At 56.3% G+C, this 17,978-nt stretch carries 18 protein-coding genes and 1 tRNA gene; 8 read left to right on the forward strand and 11 right to left on the reverse strand.

Annotated features, from left to right (window positions below; translation table 11 throughout):
* Positions 1-35 precede the first annotated feature (35 nt).
* The 3 genes from Q1B27_RS04460 to Q1B27_RS04470 form a co-directional block, all read right to left on the reverse strand.
* Positions 36-1,859, reverse strand: a complete 1,824-nt coding sequence (locus Q1B27_RS04460) for an ABC-F family ATP-binding cassette domain-containing protein (protein ID WP_299844188.1) — start codon at positions 1,857-1,859, stop codon at positions 36-38.
* 37 nt (positions 1,860-1,896) lie between these two features.
* Positions 1,897-2,625 carry a GNAT family N-acyltransferase gene (locus Q1B27_RS04465; protein ID WP_299844191.1) on the reverse strand — a complete coding sequence of 243 codons (729 nt, stop codon included), beginning with the start codon at positions 2,623-2,625 and terminating at the stop codon, positions 1,897-1,899.
* Positions 2,626-2,704: 79 nt separating this feature from the next.
* A complete protein-coding gene (locus tag Q1B27_RS04470) occupies positions 2,705-3,139 on the reverse strand; it encodes an outer membrane protein assembly factor BamE (RefSeq protein WP_367181329.1) in 435 nt (144 codons plus the stop codon).
* Between the two features lie 111 nt (positions 3,140-3,250).
* Between Q1B27_RS04470 and Q1B27_RS04475 the strand changes: the two genes are divergently transcribed.
* The 8 genes from Q1B27_RS04475 to Q1B27_RS04510 all read left to right on the forward strand — a co-directional run bounded on the left by Q1B27_RS04475 (position 3,251) and on the right by Q1B27_RS04510 (position 9,004).
* Positions 3,251-3,799 carry a DUF177 domain-containing protein gene (locus Q1B27_RS04475; protein ID WP_299844197.1) on the forward strand — a complete coding sequence of 183 codons (549 nt, stop codon included), beginning with the start codon at positions 3,251-3,253 and terminating at the stop codon, positions 3,797-3,799.
* A gap of 153 nt (positions 3,800-3,952) precedes the next feature.
* Positions 3,953-4,159: a 50S ribosomal protein L32 gene (gene rpmF / locus Q1B27_RS04480; RefSeq protein WP_299844200.1), complete on the forward strand. Its 207-nt coding sequence runs from the start codon at positions 3,953-3,955 to the stop codon at positions 4,157-4,159.
* A gap of 23 nt (positions 4,160-4,182) precedes the next feature.
* Complete coding sequence (plsX, locus tag Q1B27_RS04485; RefSeq protein WP_299844204.1) at positions 4,183-5,289, forward strand: phosphate acyltransferase PlsX; 1,107 nt, start codon at positions 4,183-4,185, stop codon at positions 5,287-5,289.
* Positions 5,286-6,260: a beta-ketoacyl-ACP synthase III gene (locus Q1B27_RS04490; RefSeq protein ID WP_299844206.1), complete on the forward strand. Its 975-nt coding sequence runs from the start codon at positions 5,286-5,288 to the stop codon at positions 6,258-6,260. The genes plsX and Q1B27_RS04490 overlap by 4 nt, the downstream gene beginning before the upstream one ends.
* Before the next feature lie 110 nt (positions 6,261-6,370).
* Entirely contained in the window at positions 6,371-6,673 is a 303-nt protein-coding gene (ihfA, locus tag Q1B27_RS04495; RefSeq protein ID WP_299844208.1) for an integration host factor subunit alpha, read from the forward strand.
* Positions 6,674-6,686: 13 nt separating this feature from the next.
* Entirely contained in the window at positions 6,687-7,709 is a 1,023-nt protein-coding gene (locus Q1B27_RS04500) for a MerR family transcriptional regulator (RefSeq protein WP_299844211.1), read from the forward strand.
* Between the two features lie 62 nt (positions 7,710-7,771).
* A tRNA-Pro gene (locus tag Q1B27_RS04505) sits at positions 7,772-7,848 on the forward strand.
* Positions 7,849-7,924: 76 nt separating this feature from the next.
* Positions 7,925-9,004 (forward strand): 2'-deoxycytidine 5'-triphosphate deaminase, encoded by a 1,080-nt coding sequence (locus tag Q1B27_RS04510; RefSeq protein WP_299844214.1) that lies wholly within the window; start codon positions 7,925-7,927, stop codon positions 9,002-9,004.
* A 367-nt stretch (positions 9,005-9,371) separates the two neighbouring features.
* On the opposite strand, the gene Q1B27_RS04515 is transcribed toward Q1B27_RS04510, so the two are convergent.
* The 8 genes from Q1B27_RS04515 to Q1B27_RS04550 all read right to left on the reverse strand — a co-directional run bounded on the left by Q1B27_RS04515 (position 9,372) and on the right by Q1B27_RS04550 (position 17,933).
* On the reverse strand, positions 9,372-9,569 hold the full coding sequence (locus tag Q1B27_RS04515) for a hypothetical protein (RefSeq protein WP_299844216.1): 198 nt from the start codon (positions 9,567-9,569) through the stop codon (positions 9,372-9,374).
* 70 nt (positions 9,570-9,639) lie between these two features.
* On the reverse strand, positions 9,640-10,302 hold the full coding sequence (gene scpB / locus Q1B27_RS04520) for an SMC-Scp complex subunit ScpB (protein ID WP_299844219.1): 663 nt from the start codon (positions 10,300-10,302) through the stop codon (positions 9,640-9,642).
* Positions 10,303-10,306: 4 nt separating this feature from the next.
* Entirely contained in the window at positions 10,307-11,095 is a 789-nt protein-coding gene (locus Q1B27_RS04525; protein ID WP_299844222.1) for a ScpA family protein, read from the reverse strand.
* Positions 11,088-12,116 (reverse strand): beta-N-acetylhexosaminidase, encoded by a 1,029-nt coding sequence (gene nagZ / locus Q1B27_RS04530; RefSeq protein WP_299844224.1) that lies wholly within the window; start codon positions 12,114-12,116, stop codon positions 11,088-11,090. The genes Q1B27_RS04525 and nagZ overlap by 8 nt, the downstream gene beginning before the upstream one ends.
* Positions 12,092-13,006 carry an SPOR domain-containing protein gene (locus Q1B27_RS04535; protein WP_299844226.1) on the reverse strand — a complete coding sequence of 305 codons (915 nt, stop codon included), beginning with the start codon at positions 13,004-13,006 and terminating at the stop codon, positions 12,092-12,094. Before Q1B27_RS04535 ends, nagZ begins: the two co-directional genes overlap by 25 nt.
* A gap of 85 nt (positions 13,007-13,091) precedes the next feature.
* Positions 13,092-14,837, reverse strand: a complete 1,746-nt coding sequence (argS, locus tag Q1B27_RS04540; RefSeq protein WP_299844227.1) for an arginine--tRNA ligase — start codon at positions 14,835-14,837, stop codon at positions 13,092-13,094.
* Positions 14,838-14,928: 91 nt separating this feature from the next.
* Positions 14,929-16,761: a sodium:proton antiporter gene (locus Q1B27_RS04545; protein WP_299844229.1), complete on the reverse strand. Its 1,833-nt coding sequence runs from the start codon at positions 16,759-16,761 to the stop codon at positions 14,929-14,931.
* Positions 16,762-16,763: 2 nt separating this feature from the next.
* Entirely contained in the window at positions 16,764-17,933 is a 1,170-nt protein-coding gene (locus tag Q1B27_RS04550) for a deoxyguanosinetriphosphate triphosphohydrolase (protein WP_299844231.1), read from the reverse strand.
* Between the last annotated feature and the right edge of the window lie 45 nt (positions 17,934-17,978).

Consider the following 17,978-nt stretch of genomic DNA (forward strand, 5'->3'; position numbering starts at 1 on the left):
CCGACGTTATACCGACATCGGTTTTTCAGCGGTTTTCAACCCGATTGCTCGGCTTTTTCGGCCAGCATCAGCCACTCTTCCTCGGCGCTCAAAAGCTTTTCCTGACGCTCCGCCAGCGCCTCTGACGCCTTCTTGAACTTGACCGGTTCACGGGTGAAAAGCTCGGGATCCGCCAACAAACCTTCCAGCTTTCCAATCTCTGCCTGCCAGCGTTCCATCAACCCCGGCAATTCCTCCAACCGGTGCTTTTCGGTAAAGGATAACCCCTTTTGCGCGGCTTTAACTTGCGTTAACTTCTTGTCATTTCGCTTTGTTTTTTCAGCATTATTTTTGAGGTTTCCAAGCGCATCGCTGCCTTTCTGCGCCTGGTAATCGCTCCACCCGCCCGCATAGACCGTTGTGCGCCCATCACCCTCAAATGCGATGGTCGTCGTGGCAACACGGTCAAGGAAATCTCTGTCGTGACTGACCAGCATCACCGTGCCGTCATAATCGTCCAGCAATTCCTGTAACAGGTCCAGTGTTTCGATATCCAGATCGTTCGTCGGTTCATCCAGCACCAGCAGATTGCTTTCCCGCGCCATCAGCTTGGCCAACAGCAACCGGGCTTTTTCCCCGCCTGACAAGGACTTAACCGCCGCCCGCGCCTGCCGTTCATCAAACAGGAAATCCTTGAGATAGCCCACCACATGGCGCGGCTGGCCCCGTACCAAAACCTGATCCGCCTGGCCCGACACCCGCATCTCCTTGTCGCCGGTCAGGCTTTCCCAAAGGCTCATTTCCGGGTCCAGCTGGGCGCGGGTCTGATCAAACACCGCCGGCAACAGGTTGGTGCCATGCACCACCTCGCCCGCATCCGGTTCTATCTGTTTTAGCAGCAGCTTCAGAAGCGTGGTCTTGCCCACGCCATTCGGCCCGACAAAAGCCACCCGGTCGCCGCGCTGCACCTTGAGGTCAAACTTTCTTAAGATTTCCCGCCCATCATAGGATTTCTCGATCCCGCGCGCCTCGATCACCTTTTTCCCGGATTTCGGCCCAGATTCCAGCGCCATCGCCGCGGCACCCTGCCGCTTGATCTGACTGGCCCGTTCCGCGCGCAGCGCCTGTAGCGCCCGTACCCGACCCTGATTGCGTTTGCGCCGGGCGCTGATGCCTTCCACGGCCCACCGCGCTTCGGATTTGATCTTGCGGTTCAGCTTGTGGCGTTGCTGATCCTCTTCTTCCCACATCTTGTCGCGCCAGGCTTCGAACGCATCGAATCCTTTTTCCTGACGTCGGGTCATTCCCCTGTCAATCCATAGGGTTGCACGCGAAAGTTCACGTAGAAATGCGCGGTCATGACTTATCAGAATATAACCGGCGCGGGTCTGTTTCAGCTCTGCTTCAAGCCAGGAAATCGCCTCGATATCCAGATGGTTGGTGGGCTCATCCAGCAGCATCAGATCGGGCGCTTCCGCCATCAGCTTGGCCAGCGCCGCGCGCCGCCGTTCCCCGCCAGAGGCGGTTGCGACCGGTCGGTCAGGATCGAATTTCAGACCTTCGCCGGCGCGCTCCACCCGGTACATCTCGCCCGCGTCCAATGCGCTGGCGGCATAATCCCCAAGCGTGGAAAAGCCTTTCATTTCAGGCTCTTGCTCCATGTAGCCCACGCTGATACCCGGCGTGACGACGCGATTTCCCCGGTCCGGTTCGACCAGTCCGGCCATGACTTTCATCAGTGTCGATTTTCCGGACCCGTTGCGTCCGACCAGTGCCACCCGGTCGCCGGGATGCACGATCAACGACAGATCATCAAAGACAGGTTCCCCGCCGAAAGTCAGCGAGATATCCGTCAGTTGGAGAAGAGGAGCCTGTGCCATGCCGGGCGGGCTACCCCGCCACCTCGGGCGCGTCAAGCTATTGCGCAACCGCCCGCAGACGCCGCTTGCGCGCGGCGGGTATGGCGCGGATTTCAAGCCCGGTGAAAACATGCAGCGTGTTCAACTGCCGGTCCACCACCGCATGATCGCTGACCCAGCCTCCCATCGACAGGTAACTGCGCAACAAAGGCGGCATTTTGGTCAGCGCCTTGCGCATATCCGGCTTATGCCAGGTCTCTGCGAACCGAAAGATGGACGCCGCCTTTACCCTTGGGGCCCAATGTATTGGGGCAACGTGCCGCTTTTTCAGCAGGCCGAAAGCATCAAGGTATTGCCCCGCGTCCGTACCGGGAAAGGAGGAGCAACCAAATAGTATTTCCACAGTGTTTTCATCGACATAACGCGTCATGGCACCCCATGCGATGCGCAGGATATCGGGATCGTTCAATCCGGGCAGAACACAGAACCTGCCCATCTCAACCATCTTGCCGGGAAACCTTTGAAGGGCGGATAGATCATAAAACTGGGCGGCATAACTACGGTCGATCTCGGCGCCGGACGGCAGCGGCAGAATGCGAAAGCAACAGACCAACTGACCGGTCTGACATTCTTCGATCAGCATATGGGTGCAGATGTCATCGAAACGATCCTGATCCAGCCCCTCACCGCCGAAAAACGCTTGGTGCCTCAGGCGCTGCGCCGCCCTGAGATCGTCCTTTGTCTGCCCAATCCGGGCGCGGTAGCGACCATTGATCAGATCGTGCATGTCAAACCTCGGTCAAACTTGTGCAGGCATCATCTGCCCGCACATGCTCACGCAAGATACCACAACGGCATGACACTGATCAGTTCAGAAAATCTGCCGGATCGAAGTTGCCGATATTGCCCAGAAGCTGACGCAGGAAGCCGTTATTCACAACGGACGAATCCGTCACCCGCCGGGTCAGCGGAATGATGTTCCCGTCCGCCAGACTAAACCGTTCGATATTGGCGACCGTGTCACTATCGTCAAAACTGATGGCAAGCACCTGACGCTCGACCACTTCGGGTTTGAACATGCCAAAGGTACGGATGCGGCTGCGGATGTAATAATAGTCACCCTCGCTCAGCACGCCCGAGGCCGAGGGTGGACCGATCACATCGTCCACCGTTGCCCGGCTATCAACGCCCACAACCAGCTCTGCCAGCTCGTTCTCGTTCGGGACATACCCGTGATTCTGATAGATGGCCGTGCAGGACGTCGCCGCAAAAAGGCAGAGCAACGCGAACAGTTTACTCAAACGAAAGTTGACCACGAACATATACGACCCCTTGATCCTGGCGTTTTGCGCCTTTCATCCCGCTTACAACAAGGTGATACAATGGTTCAAGAAAGGATGCGAGATTCGCCTATGCCAGATGACATTCCCCCCATCACGATCCTGCGCGTGGCCGATCTGCCGCAGAACCGTGCAACACCATTTCATCTAAAGCCGGACAGCACCGGTAATGCCGAGATTGCCCATGAACTTGGTATTCTGGGCATCCGGAAACTGGATTTCAAAGGTACGGTGCAAGCTGAAGGCAAATCCGATTGGCAACTTACCGCCCAGTTGGGCGCGACCGTTGAACAGGCTTGTGTCATTACGCTTGATCCGGTGATCACGCGGATCGACCAGCCCGTGACGCGCAGCTTTGTTGCGAACTTATCGGCCGATCTGGCCGAAGAAATTGAAATGCCAGAGGACGACACGACCGAAGCGCTTGGGGCAGAAATCGACCTGTTCCGGGTGATGACAGAGGCCCTGGCACTGGCGTTGCCCGACTATCCACGCCGCGATGATGCCACCCTGGATCAAAGCGAATTTGCCGCCCCCGGCGTGACCCCGATGAAAGACGAAGATACCAAGCCATTTGCCGGTCTGGCGCAGTTGAAAGACAAACTAGAAAAAGGCGATTAATGGCAGCAGAAAACGCTTGCCCCGGCAGCAATTCACTGTATTTTCGCGCTTCCATCGGAATTTGGGGTTGAAACGTCGGCTCATCACAGATTAAGAGCCGCGAACACTCGTGAAACCGGGCTATCTGAGGCCCACAGGAATTGAGGTTGTGACATGGCTGTCCAACAGAACAAAGTATCGAAATCGCGTCGCAACAACCGTCGCGCGCATGATTCACTGGTTGCGGCAAACCCGAATGAATGCCCCAACTGTGGTGAGTTGAAGCGCCCGCATCACGTCTGTGCCGCATGTGGCCACTATGCCGATCGCGAAGTTGTCGCGCTGGCGGACGAGGTCGATCTGGACGACGACGCGGCATAACTGCCCAAAGGACGCTCGCCCGAATGACCGCGCTAAAGGATCAGTCCCAGGCCGGTGCAGGGCGCACCATCATCTCCATTGACGCCATGGGCGGCGATAAAGGGCCGGCGGCAGTAGTCGCCGGCATTTCGTATTCGGCCAAGAAAAACCCGGATATCGGCTTTATTCTGCATGGCCCCAGGGACAAGCTGCAAAAGCTTGTCGAGCGCCGCAAAAACCTGGCGGACCGTTGCGAAATTCGTGATGCCAAGGACATCGTCTCGATGGAGGACAAACCCGCACAGGTCATGCGTTCCGGGCGCGAGACCTCGATGTGGTCCGCTCTCGAATCGGTGCGCAATGGCGAGGCGACCGTTTGCGTTTCCTGTGGCAATACCGGTGCACTGATGGCGCTTTCGATCCTGCGCTTGCGCAAGCTCAGCGGTATTTACCGCCCGGCAATCGCAGTAATGTGGCCGTCCAGCAACCCGCAGGCGTTCAACATCATGCTGGATGGCGGCGCGGATATAAGGGCAGATGCCAAGGATTTGATGCAATACGCGTTGATGGGCACATCTTATGCCCGCAACGGGTTCGGCATCGAACGACCGCGAATCGGCCTGTTGAACGTGGGCACTGAAGAACACAAAGGTCGTTCCGAATTAAAAGAGGCACATGATCTGATTTCCGCCAATGCGCGCCGGGCAGAGTTTGAATTCGTGGGCTTTGTCGAAGGCCGCGATATCCCGGGAAACACCTGCGATGTGATTGTAACCGATGGCTTTACCGGCAATGTCGCATTGAAGACCGGTGAAGGCATTGCCGGGCTGATCTCGGATCAGTTGAAAGAGGCTTTCAAGTATTCTCCTCTGTCACGACTGGCCTCGGTTCTGGCCTACACATCCCTGCAACGGCTGAAGAAACGCATCGACCCGCGTCGGGCCAATGGCGGGGTCTTTCTGGGGCTGAATGGAACAGTGGTCAAATCCCACGGCGCAGCGGATGCAACAGGCATATCCGCTGCAGTAAAGCTTGCGTTTGAATTGGCGCAATCCGGCTTTACGGAAAAACTTGCCGCACGGGTTGCATCTGCCGCCATGCTTGACCAAGATGACGCAACCGAAGCCAAATCCGACGGTGAAAATCAATGACATTGCGCGCCGTCGTCCACGGTATCGGGCACTACCTTCCCGAGCGTATCGTGCCGAATTCTGCGTTCGAAGAGACGCTGGACACATCGGATGAATGGATCCGGACACGGTCCGGTATTGAACGCCGCCATTTCGCTGCCGAAGGACAAACAACCTCGGATCTGGCGGTTCGCGCGGCGCAGAATGCGTTGGACGATGCTGGCCTGCAAGCGAACGACATTGATGCGCTGATCGTTGCCACGTCAACGCCCGACCTGACCTTCCCATCTGTTGCCACCATGGTGCAGGAAAAGCTGGGTATGACGCAGGGCTTCGGATTTGACGTGCAGGCCGTTTGTGCCGGATTCATCTTTGCCCTCACCAATGCCAATGCGCTGATCGTTGCAGGGCAGGCCAAACGGGTGATGGTAATCGGTGCGGAAACGTTCAGCCGGATCATGGATTGGTCAGACCGATCCACCTGCGTACTATTCGGTGATGGTGCAGGCGCACTTATCCTTGAAGCCGGTGAAGGGGCTGGCACAAGCGAGGACCGTGGTGTGCTGTCGGCGGACATCAATTCCGACGGCCGGTATCGCGACATGCTTTATGTCGACGGTGGTGTGTCTTCTACGGGCACGTCGGGAAAACTGCGGATGCAGGGCAACCCGCTGTTCCGTCAAGCCGTGGAAAAGCTGACATCAACCGCTGAAACCGCGCTTGAAAAGGCGGGTCTTGGCAATGCCGATGTGGATTGGATTGTCCCGCATCAGGCCAACATTCGGATCATTCAGGGCACCGCGAAAAAGATGGGCGTCTCGATGGATCATGTGATCGTGACGGTTCAGGATCACGGCAACACATCTGCCGCCTCAATCCCGCTTGCCATGTCCGTTGGTGTGGCCGAGGGGCGCATCAAAAAGGGCGATTTACTGGTTTCCGAGGCAATCGGAGGTGGTTTGGCCTGGGGTGCTGTGGTTCTCAGGTGGTGAATTACTGCTAGTTTTGGGAAATCATTCGCTTAAAGAGCATTGTGCAAGTTGTTGACATTGACTCGGAAATTCCCTTCGCCCTAAAGTCTGTCAAAGACAGAGGGGAAGTTATGAGCGAAAAAACTTTAACCAGAATGGATCTGAGTGAATCGGTATTCCGAGAGGTCGGTCTCTCCAGAAACGACTCGGCCCAACTTATTGAAAATGTACTTGAATACATGTCCGATGCCCTGGTGCGCGGCGAGCAAGTCAAGATTTCATCTTTTGGCACCTTTTCCGTACGTGACAAATCGGCTCGTGTTGGGCGTAACCCGAAAACTGGCGAAGAGGTTCCAATCAACCCCCGTCGTGTGCTGACTTTCCGTCCTTCGCATCTGATGAAAGATCGTGTTGCCGCCGGTAACAAGCGTTAGGACATAGGCGGTTATGGCCAAATCAGCCGACGCTTTTCGCACAATCAGTGAAGTTGCCGACTGGCTGGAAACGCCGGCGCATGTGCTGCGTTTCTGGGAGAGTAAGTTCAGCCATGTAAAGCCTGTCAAACGGGCCGGTGGGCGCCGGTATTACCGCCCGTCAGACATGCTGTTGCTGGGGGGTATCAAAAAACTGCTCCACACCGACGGCATGACGATCAAGGGCGTGCAGAAGCTTCTGCGCGAAAAAGGTGTAAAGCACGTCGCGGGGCATTCTCAGCCGCTTGATGACGTGACCGTCGCCGAAGCAAGCGACGCTGCACTCGAACTACCCGGCGAAGCGGTCAGCCCCCCAGAAGAAACTGTTGTGGACTTTCAACGCGGCGCGTTGAAGGGAACGGATCAACCTGTTGCGCCTGATGAGGCAGCGCAAGCGCAGCCTGCGGAAGAGTCGCTTCAGGAGGAAGAGCCACCACAGGAAAGCGCAGATGAGCCGCCGCAAGACATTGCGGAGGAACCTGATCAGCAAGAAATGACGCTTCAGGAGGAAACGGCGGACAATGAGCCTGCTGTAACCGAGGACGAGCCTGGCGCTGTCGAGCAAGAGCCCGCCAACGAAGTTGAGGCTGAGCCCGTTGCCGAAATTGAGGCCGAGGCAGACGCTGCCGTCGAAGACGAGAGCGCGAAAGAAGAACCCGAGCCTTTGCCGATAGAAGAAGCGCAGGAAGAAACGCCAGACGCACCAGTCGAAGAGCCGCCGGTCATGCCCAGCTTTTCACATCGTCCGGCCCAGCCTGAGCCCGAAGAGGAAGTCCCTGCACCCGCGGCTGAGATCACCGCCCCCCCTACCCCTAAACCCAACAGCGTAGATCTGCCAGACGATCCTACCGATGACATCGAGGCTGAACCCGGTGTTCTGACGCAGATTGCCGCCTTGCGACCACCGATCTCAAACGACATGGCAGATCGACTGGGGTTGGTTCTTGACCGCCTGCGTCACGGTGACGACGGGAATGGGCCCAGTCAGGGCAGCTAGGGCAAAAAAGTGGGATTTAGTGCTTGTCCCTGTTGGGAAAACCAGTATGAAAGCCCAATCGTCGGGCTATGGCGCAGCCTGGTAGCGCGTCCGTCTGGGGGACGGAAGGTCGCAGGTTCGAGTCCTGCTAGCCCGACCATCAACACCACACTCCCCGCCCTTGAACCCTTGTCAGGGGTCGCGCCCGGGGCGCGGAACCGCCAGGGGGCATGGACATGACCGGTGTTCTTTCCAGTCAACAACTGAAGGCATTGATCGCTGACGGTCGTCTTGCCGCTGATCCCTGCATCATCCCTGAGCAGATACAGCCCGCCAGCCTTGACCTACGCCTCGGTCACACGGCCTACCGCGTACGTGCCTCGTTTCTGGCAGGTCATGGTCGTACAGTTGCCGACCGGCTGAGCGAATTCGAGATGCATCAGATTGACCTCAGCGACGGGGCCGTGCTGGAGAAAGGCTGCGTCTATGTCGTGCCTTTGATGGAAACGCTTGATCTACCCGCTGACGTCACGGCCGTAGCCAATGCCAAATCATCTACTGGCCGTCTTGACCTTCTGACGCGCACCATTACCGATGGCAGCGAAGAATTTGATCGCATCGCATCGGGTTACAATGGGCCGCTCTATGCCGAAATTTGCCCGCGTTCTTTCTCGGTTCTGGTACGTCCCGGGATGCGCTTGAACCAAATCAGGTTTCGCGACGGCCAGGCCGTACTGGATGATGCCGCGCTGCGGGCGCTGCATAGTGAAAGCCCCTTGGTTGATGGTGCCGCGGTAATTGACGATGGTCTTGGATTTTCCGTAGATCTAAAACCGACCTCAACCACCTTGGTGGGATATCGCGCCAAGCCGCATACAGGCGTGATTGATTTGGATCTTATTGATCACTACGCACCTGCGGATTTTTGGGAAGAAGTTCATGCGGACAAAGGCCATATCATCCTTGATCCGGGTGCTTTCTACATCCTGGTGAGCCGCGAAGCCGTGCACATTCCGCCGGCCTATGCTGCCGAAATGGCCCCCTACCTAGCGATGGTGGGCGAATTTCGGGTGCATTATGCGGGCTTTTTTGACCCTGGCTTTGGCCATAACGCAGCCGGTGGTGCCGGGTCTCGTGGCGTGCTTGAAGTACGCTGCCACGAAGCACCTTTTGTGCTGGAACATGGCCAGATTGTCGGTCGCCTGGTTTATGAGAAAATGCATCAAGTTCCCGAGCAACTTTACGGCGCTGGAATTGCCTCAAACTATCAGGGCCAGGGGCTGAAACTTTCCAAGCATTTTCGGACAGTTGGCTAAAAAATTTCGGCTAGAATCCGCCAATGTTGAAATCCCCTATACGAAAGGATATACTTTAATACATCTTTAAGTAATATTACAGATACATTAGATAACTTTAAATTGTTTCGTGAGTAGGAACACAACTTGCATATATTGCGGCTATTGCCTTCCAGACCACTTGTTATTCTTGCTGGCTTTTCTCTTTTTCTCGCATATGTCTCTGTCAGAGACCTGATAAACGCGGTCCCGCAAGGGCAAACCGCCACGCCAGCATCGCACCAGCTTATCCCTGATAACTAGCTGTTCGAAAACGCACATTTCTTTAAGCAGATTGGCAGGACCAACCGTTTTGCGATCTGAATTGATGTGCCATAACGACTAGGGATTAACGGAGACGTCGCATCATCCGCATTGTCTGTTTCGCGCGCTTGCCCGTCTCGGCGGTGTCGGTCATCTTTGGACCGTCCTCTTTTCCACGGTTCATGCGTTTTCCCACTGCATCCATGCCCGCGTTGACGCCCGACCGCATCAGCTTACGCATCACGATGCGCACCACCATATTGACGATTTGATTGGCGTTCATTGCGCCCTCCTCAACTGCCTCTGGCCTTTGATATAGCACGTAAACATGAAAATTTCAGGGCAAAGCGGCGTTAATCTTCAAAAAGCTCATTCTGCCCTTCGTTGGTTTGCTCTTCTGCATCCTCGTCACCATCACCGATTTGAGGCATTGTTCCCGGTGGCGGACGATTTTCCAACAGGCCAGCCGAACGCAATTCCTTGAGGCCTGGAAGGTCGCGAGCGCTTTCGAGGCCAAAGTGATCAAGAAAGGTCTGGGTCACGACAAATGTCACCGGACGCCCTGGCGTCATCTTGCGTCGCCCGAAGCGAATCCATTCCATTTCCAAGAGTTGATCAACTGTGCCCCGGCTGACGGAAACACCCCTAATCTCCTCGATTTCTGCGCGCGTAACCGGTTGATGATACGCAATTATCGCAAGCGTTTCTGTGGCCGCACGACTTAGCTTGCGGGTCTCGATGGTTTCCCGCTGCATCAGAAAGCCCAGATCCGGCGCTGTGCGCATGGCCCAGGCATCACCGACCTTGATCAGGTTCACACCGCGTCCTTCGTACCGTTTCCGAAGATGTACCAAGGCCTCGGCAGCATCGCTGCCATGCGGCATGCGCGCTTCCAATTCGCGCACGGTCACCGGTTCAGCCGTCGCGAACAGGATCGCTTCGCACATACGTTCCTGCTCACCCATTGGTGGCGCTTCAAACAGGCTTTCGCCCTCATCTTCAATATCTTCCGTCATACTCTTAATCCTTGCGCCTCAACTCAATTGGCGCGAACACATCTGATTGCCTTATCTCGACTTTGCCTTCTTTGACCAGCTCTAGCGAGGCCGCAAAGGTCGATGCAGTGGCCGATCTTCTGCGTGCCGGATCAGTGGTGAAGCCGTCAGGAAGATAACTTGAGATATCGGTCCATGTACCAGCAAATCCTATCAGGCCGCGCATGCGTTCCAACGCCTGTTCCAGCGTAAAGACTGCGTCCCGGTCCATCACGTAGGGACGGAACTCATCCTTGGTGCGAATTCGGGCATAGCCTTGCATCAGGTCCAGCAGCGTGGCGGTGTAGGTCACGCGTTTGATACGGGTCACATCTTCGGGGATACCGCGGGCAAAGAAATCACGGCCCAACCGGTCGCGCGCCATCAACTTGGCAGCGGCTTCGCGCATGGCCTGCAACCGCTCTAGCTGGAATGCTAGATGCGCTGCCAATTCTTCACCCGATGGTCCTTCTTCGGTGGGATCTGGCGGTAACAATAAACGGGACTTCAGGAATGCAAGCCAGGCCGCCATCACCAGATAATCAGCCGCCAGCTCAATCCTCAGCGCTTTGGCCTTCTCGACAAAACCCAGATATTGTTTGGCCAGTTCCAGAACCGAAATCTTACGCAAATCTACCTTCTGCGTACGACTGAGCATCAATAAAAGGTCCAGCGGGCCCTCAAACCCGTCCACATCCACAATCAGCGCTTCGGCGGCCATACGGTCGGCCACGTTATCGAAGCTGCTTATGTTTTCATACGTGTTCTCAGACATGTCCGCGCCCACCGATCAGCGCGCCAAGCTTTGCCTCAAGGGCCGGAATGTCAACCTCGTCCGGCGCTTTCCGCTGCGCCAGGGCTTTTTCCGCGCGCATTTGAGCCAAGTCATCCATCTCACCAGAGGCGTCAGCCACCTCGTGACGCTCCTCGAGTGTTCCATTACAATGCAGGATTACATCACAGCCAGCCTTCAGCGCATCGCGGGAAATCTGCCCCAAAGACCCTTTAAGGGCTCTCATCGATATATCGTCGGTCATGATCAGGCCATCGAACTCAATCTGGTCGCGGATCATCTGCATCATCACCGGTGATGTCGTGGCAGGCCGACTGTCCACCGCGCTATAAACCAGATGCGCCGTCATTCCCATTGGCAGATCATTCAGAGCGCGAAACGGTTCGAAATCCACGCGATCAAGTTCCTCCATGACGGCGTTGACAACCGGTAAATCCATGTGACTGTCCACGATTGCGCGTCCATGGCCGGGGATATGTTTGAGTACGGGCAAAACACCGCCATCCAGCAGGCCATTGGCAACGGCCCGGCCAGTTGTCGCAACGCTGTTAGGGTCAAATCCATAGCAACGGTTTTTCAGGAAATCATGGGTCTTCGGGACTGCAACATCCACCAAAGGCGCGCAATTACTGTCGATTCCCAGTGCGCGCAGCTCAGATGCGATGATCCGGTAGCGCAGATACATGGCCTCGGGTGCGTCATCTCCGGCAGCCGTGACGTGATCCAGCGGTGGCAACCATTCCCGCCATTGCGGGCTACGCAGGCGTTGCACACGCCCACCTTCCTGATCAATGGTGATCGGGGCCGCGCGCCCTACTGTCTCGCGTAGTTCGTCACAAAGCGCCCGAACCTGATCTGGCGTGTCGATATTCCGCGCAAAGAGAATAAAACCAAACGGATTAAACTGCCTGAAAAGCACCTTTTCCTCTGCCGTCAGCCGCAGCCCCTCGGCATCGAGGATCGTGGCGCCGTATCGGGTCAACGGGTGACCACCGGGATACATTCAGCGTTTTCTGCCACGAGGGCCGAGCAGAAACGACGCGCATCATTCAGATCGGCAAAGCCCATTGCACGCAGGCGATAGAAAGTCCGCCCGCCACTTTTTGCCTTCTGCACGACACGGTTCTTGCCTTCCAGATATTCACCAAACTTGCCCGAGAGGCGTTGCCATTCGCTGCGCGCAATCTCGGCGCTTTCGAAAGCCCCCAATTGCGCCAAACGTGTGCCGGTCGGAACCGCACCTGCATCAACCTCGACCGATTCAGCGGTTGTCACCGCCATTGCCGGTTGAGGCGCTGTGGACAGTGAAGCAGGGCGTATGAGTGGACGTAAGGATTTGCTCAAGCCGCCCGCGACCTTTGGTGTTTCGGCAATATCACTAGTGTCATCAGTCGTTGCAGTCTGGATGTCGTCCAGCGGTTCTGCATCCTTAATGATCTGTGCCACCAGGGCGTCAACCGATGCGAATTGAACATTGTCTTCTTCGGTTTCGGGAACAGGCTCGCCCGCCTCGGCGGAGGGCGTCGTATGCTCGGTCTCCTCAACCTCCACGATCGGCTCGTCTTCCAGCGACAGTTCCAAAGGTTCCGGTGCCAACACCAACCGGTCTGCTGGGTCCTCAGCAGTCCCTTCGGCGGCGACGTTATTCACGGCCAACCCCTGATTAAGAGCTTGAGCGCCGCCCGGCTCTTCGGGTTGAACCCGCATCGGACCCTCTGCCGCACGCACCACCGGGACGCCGCTGACATCACGCACCAGTAGCTTGTATCCCCAGACACCGATACCAACGACCAACCCGACCGAAATCGCTGCCCCCAGAAAGTTGGTCAATTTCTTGATTGATTGTGCCCGTGTTGGCGCAGCCATCTGCTGCATACCCTGAACCTGTGCCATGTCTCGCCTCTCGTCCACCGGCGCTACGTGACGACCGGGGTTGATACAATCTGCCTCATCCCCGGTTTTCATTGTCGTGCGATTGCTACCGCATCTCTTCTGCCGGAGTTACGCCAAGAATACCAAGACCTGCGGAAATAACAACGGTTACGGCACGGGCCAGCGCGATTTTCGTCTGTGTGCCCGCTACGTCTGCATCATCCAGAAAGCGCAGCGATGGTTCATCATGGCCACGGTTCCAAAGCGCATGCAATTCACTCGCCAGATCATAGAGATAAAACGCGACGCGGTGCGGCTCGTTCGTGCGGCCTGCGATTTCGACCAGGCGCGGCCATTCGGCCACTTTCTTGGCAACCGCGATCTGCGCCTCGTGGTTCAAAGCGTTCAAATCTGCCTTGGCCAGCGTTGCATCATCCACATCAATCTTCGCCTCACGCGCCTTGCGGAGTACCGAATTCACCCGAGCATTGGCATATTGGACGTAGAAGACCGGGTTGTCCTTGGACTGCTCCAGCACCTTATCAAAATCAAAATCCAATGGCGCGTCGTTCTTGCGCGTCAACATGACAAATCGGGTCACGTCGGCGCCAACCTGATCCACAACGTCACGTAGGGTCACGAATGTACCTGCGCGTTTGGACATCTTGAAAGGTTCGCCATTCTTGAACAGCTTCACCAGTTGGGTCAGCTTGATATCCAGTGTCACCTGACCGTCGCTGAGCGCGCTGACCGCGGCTTTCATTCGTTTGACATAGCCACCGTGATCGGCGCCGAATACATCAATTAATGCATCGAAACCCCTGGAAACCTTGTCGAAATGATAGGCAATATCCGGTGCAAAATAGGTCCAGTTACCATCTGATTTTTTCACCGGACGATCCACGTCGTCCCCGTGATCAGTAGATTTGAAAAGCGTCTGCTCACGCGGCTCCCAATCTTCGGGCTTTTTACCCTTCGGCGGCTCCAGCACCCCCTCATAGATCAAGCCCTTGGAGTTGAGCAAATCCAATGCCTGCTCGATCCGGCCCGTGCCATAGAGTGATTTCTCTGAATAGAAAACATCAATCTCGACGCCCAATGCCTTCAGGTCGGCGCGGATCAGGTCCATCATTGCCTGAGTTGAGAATTCACGTATTTCTACCAGCCAGACATCTTCTGGCTGGTCAACATAGGCATCGCCGACCTTGTCTTTCAGCGCCTGTCCGACATCGATCAGGTAATCGCCGGGATAAGTGCCATCCTCAAACGCCACCGCCTGCCCGTGTGCTTCGAGGTAGCGCAAATAGACGGATCGCGCGAGCACATCAACCTGCGCCCCGCCATCATTGATGTAATATTCACGCGTCACTTCATGGCCGGTAAAATCCAGCAGGCTGGCCAGCGCATCACCAAAAACAGCGCCACGAGTGTGGCCCACATGCAGCGGTCCGGTGGGGTTGGCACTGACATATTCGACGTTAACCTTGGCACCCTGCCCCATGTCTGAACGCCCAAATTCGTTTCCGGCGTTAAGTGCGGCCTGTAAAACCTTTTGCCAGATGCCGGTATCCAACCGCAGATTCAGAAAGCCCGGGCCAGCAACTTCGGCACCGGTGATACGGTGATCAGCTATCAGTTTTGCGGCCAGTGCCTCGGCAATGTCGCGCGGTTTCAGACCCGCGGGCTTGGCAAGTACCATTGCCGCATTGGTCGCCATATCCCCATGTGCCGCATCGCGCGGAGGCTCGACCGCTACGTTGTCGAAAGACAGCCCTTCGGGCAGCGTACCTTCAGCCTGCAACGCGCCCAGCGTTTCAAGTACCAGTTCCCGAATTTCGGTGAACACATTCATTGCAACATTCCTTCCAGCGTCGCGCCGGGTTTACCACTAACAGCCAGGGCGTCAACGCGTCATTCCTTCTGACGCCTGATCGAATGCTAGGCTATTGCTCGGCCTTCGCCTGAAGCTCATTATTGTCACCATCCGGACCAAGCCACAGCATCCGCATGCCAGCCTCGGCACGCAGATTTGCGTTCTCATCCAGCAGACGAAGTGCTCCCTGGTCGCCGATTTCGGCCAGCGGAACAGCTTCAGGGTTCTTTGCCTGCCAATCTTCTAGGCTGAAATCATCGGTCAACAGCGTTGATTTGATTTTCCAATCTTTTCGCATATGCCGCGCGATCTCCAGAAAGCTCATCCCCGCTGCAAAAGGCCGCCCGCCCAGTGAAGGTGGCAGGGCATGGCGCTTATTCTCTTGCTTGGCCTGTTTAAGTTGAAAGACATTCTCGCGTCCGAATTCCGGAGCCAGATCAGTTGCAACAAGCGTATTATATGCTTCGTTGTCGCTGACGGCGACAACCCTACCAAAGCTCATCAGTTCGACACCATGTTCAGCCGCTTCAGACAGGATATCACCATAGAAAACCGGCACACCGGCTTCGCGTGCGCTGCGCAATCGTCCGCGGTTCGCATCTGCGACCAGCACATCAATCTCGTGTTTCTGCAAGGCTTCGCCCAAAGCAGTCGCGAATTGCGATCCGCCGACGATGATAACACCGGGTGTGTTGCCGCCCGCCAAACCGAAAAGACGCGCCATTGGGCGCAAAGAAAACCCATGCAAAACAACCGTTGCTGCCACCAGCGCGAAAGCCAGTGGCGACAGAAGCGCGGCATCATCTATACCCGCTGCGACCAGGCGTTCACCAAAAAGGCCTGCCACGGCCACCAGAACCACACCACGCGGACCGGTGAACGCGACCAGCAAACGTTCCCGAAACGGAATCTTGGTGAATGCAAGCGAGGTCATGACCGTCATCGGGCGCACGACAAAGATCACTGCAACGACCAATGCGGCGGCGGGCCAACCAAGCAGGGACAGCGTTTCAACATCCATTGACGCAGCCAATAGGATGAAAACACCCGACACCAATAGAACCGTGGCGTGTTCCTTGAAACGCCGCAACTCCGTGTAGCTAGGCAAATGTGCATTGGCGATCCAGATGCCCATGACCGTAACGGCCAGAAGACCACTTTCATGCAACACGTAATCGGACAAGGCGAAGACGCCCAGTAGCACTGCAAAAAGCACCGGCACTTTCATATATTCCGGCACATAGGCCCGGCGAAATGCTTCAGCCAAGATCCAGCCCGACGCCAACCCCATCACTGTTGCTAAGACAATGCCGCGGATCATGTCGAAAACCGCATCGCCGAAGGTTTCCGCGGCCTGCATGACCAAAACCAACTCGAACGCCAGAACAGCCGCCAATGCGCCGATCGGATCGTTTACGATCGCTTCCCATTGTAACAATTGAGCCGGGCGTTTCTTTAATCGTGCTTGACGCAACAGCGGCGCGATCACCGTAGGACCCGTGACGATCATGATTCCTCCAAACACGGTAGACGAAGCCCAACCCAGCCCGGCCACATAATGCAACGCCAAGGTCGACCCGAGCCACCCTAGCGGTGCGCCTAAAAAGACCAACCTGCGAACACCTTCCGCAGCGCCTCTCAGGCTTTCGAGGTTCAGGGTCAATCCTCCTTCGAAAAGGATGATGGCAACCGCGATGGCGATCATGGGTTGCATCAGGGGACCGATGTCGCGCTCCGGATCAAAAATCCCGAGACCCGGACCGACCGCGAGCCCGGCGACCAGCATCAGGACGATGGCAGGCATACGTAATCGCCAGGCCAACCATTGCGCGCCAACACCCAACGCGCCGACCAGCGCAAACCCCATGACCGGGGGCATTCCGACCGCTGCCTCAACCGCCATTTCTACCTTTCCCCTCGTTCACCGATACCGCCGGGCCCACCCAGCAATCGCTTATGAGATTGCAACGCAAATCGGTCCGTCATGCCCGCGATATAGTCGCTGACCAGACGCGCCAGCGCGGTTTCATCGTTTGCACGCTCAATATCTTTACGCCATTGCTCTGGTAAATGTTCCGGTTGACGCAAATAAAAAGCAAATAGTTCGTCTACGACACCGGTAACGCGCTGGCGCATTTCCATCACCGAAGGCGCGCGGTACATCTGAGCAAAAAGGAAATCACGGATCACGTGAAGCTCCCGCCACAACCGGTCAGAAAACCGAATGACCGGGGTGCCATGTTGCCGAACCGCGGCCGCATCCTTCGGTTGCGCCTCAGATAGAAGCGAGGTCGAGGTGGTTATCACATCCTCGACCATAACACCGAAAACGCGCCTGAGCGCTTCGTGCCGCCGTCGGTAGGCGTCCAGCCCGGGATATTTTGCGTCAACCGCTGCGTAACATGGGCCAATGATCGGTAATTCCCGAACATCATTCTCGGAAAACAATCCGGCGCGCAGGCCATCATGCAAATCATGATTGTTATAGGCAATATCATCGGCAAGAGCGGCAACTTGCGCCTCAGCGCTGGCATGGGTGTCCAGTTCCAAATCATGCAGGGCGTTGTAATCGGCTAAGGCATACGGCAAATCACCGATCACCGGCCCGTTATGTTTGGCAATACCCTCAAGCGTATCCCAAGTCAGGTTCAACCCTTCAAATTCGGCATAGTGACGTTCCAGCGATGTGACGATCCGAACGGCTTGGGCGTTATGATCAAAACCGCCGTACGGGGCCATCAGCACATTCAACGCGTCTTCACCTGTATGACCAAAGGGCGTGTGACCCAGATCGTGCGCAAGCGCTACGGCCTCGGTCAACTCTCCATTCAACAGCAAAGCCCCCGAGATCGTTCGCGCCACCTGCGCCACTTCAATCGAATGGGTCAAACGCGTGCGGAAATAATCCCCCTCATGCTCCACAAAAACCTGGGTTTTGTGTTTTAGCCTGCGAAACGCACTGGAATGAATAATTCGATCCCGGTCCCGTTGATAACAGGACCGAAACGCACTTTCTTCCTCCGTCACCAAACGGCCTCTTGTCTGGCCCGGGTCAGAGGCATAGGGCGCTTTCATATCGGATGTCCTTGTCGCCTGTTCCCTGGGTCCATATATTGTATC

The sequence above is a fragment of the uncultured Roseovarius sp. genome (assembly GCF_947489715.1).
Classification (GTDB): Bacteria; Pseudomonadota; Alphaproteobacteria; order Rhodobacterales; family Rhodobacteraceae; genus Roseovarius.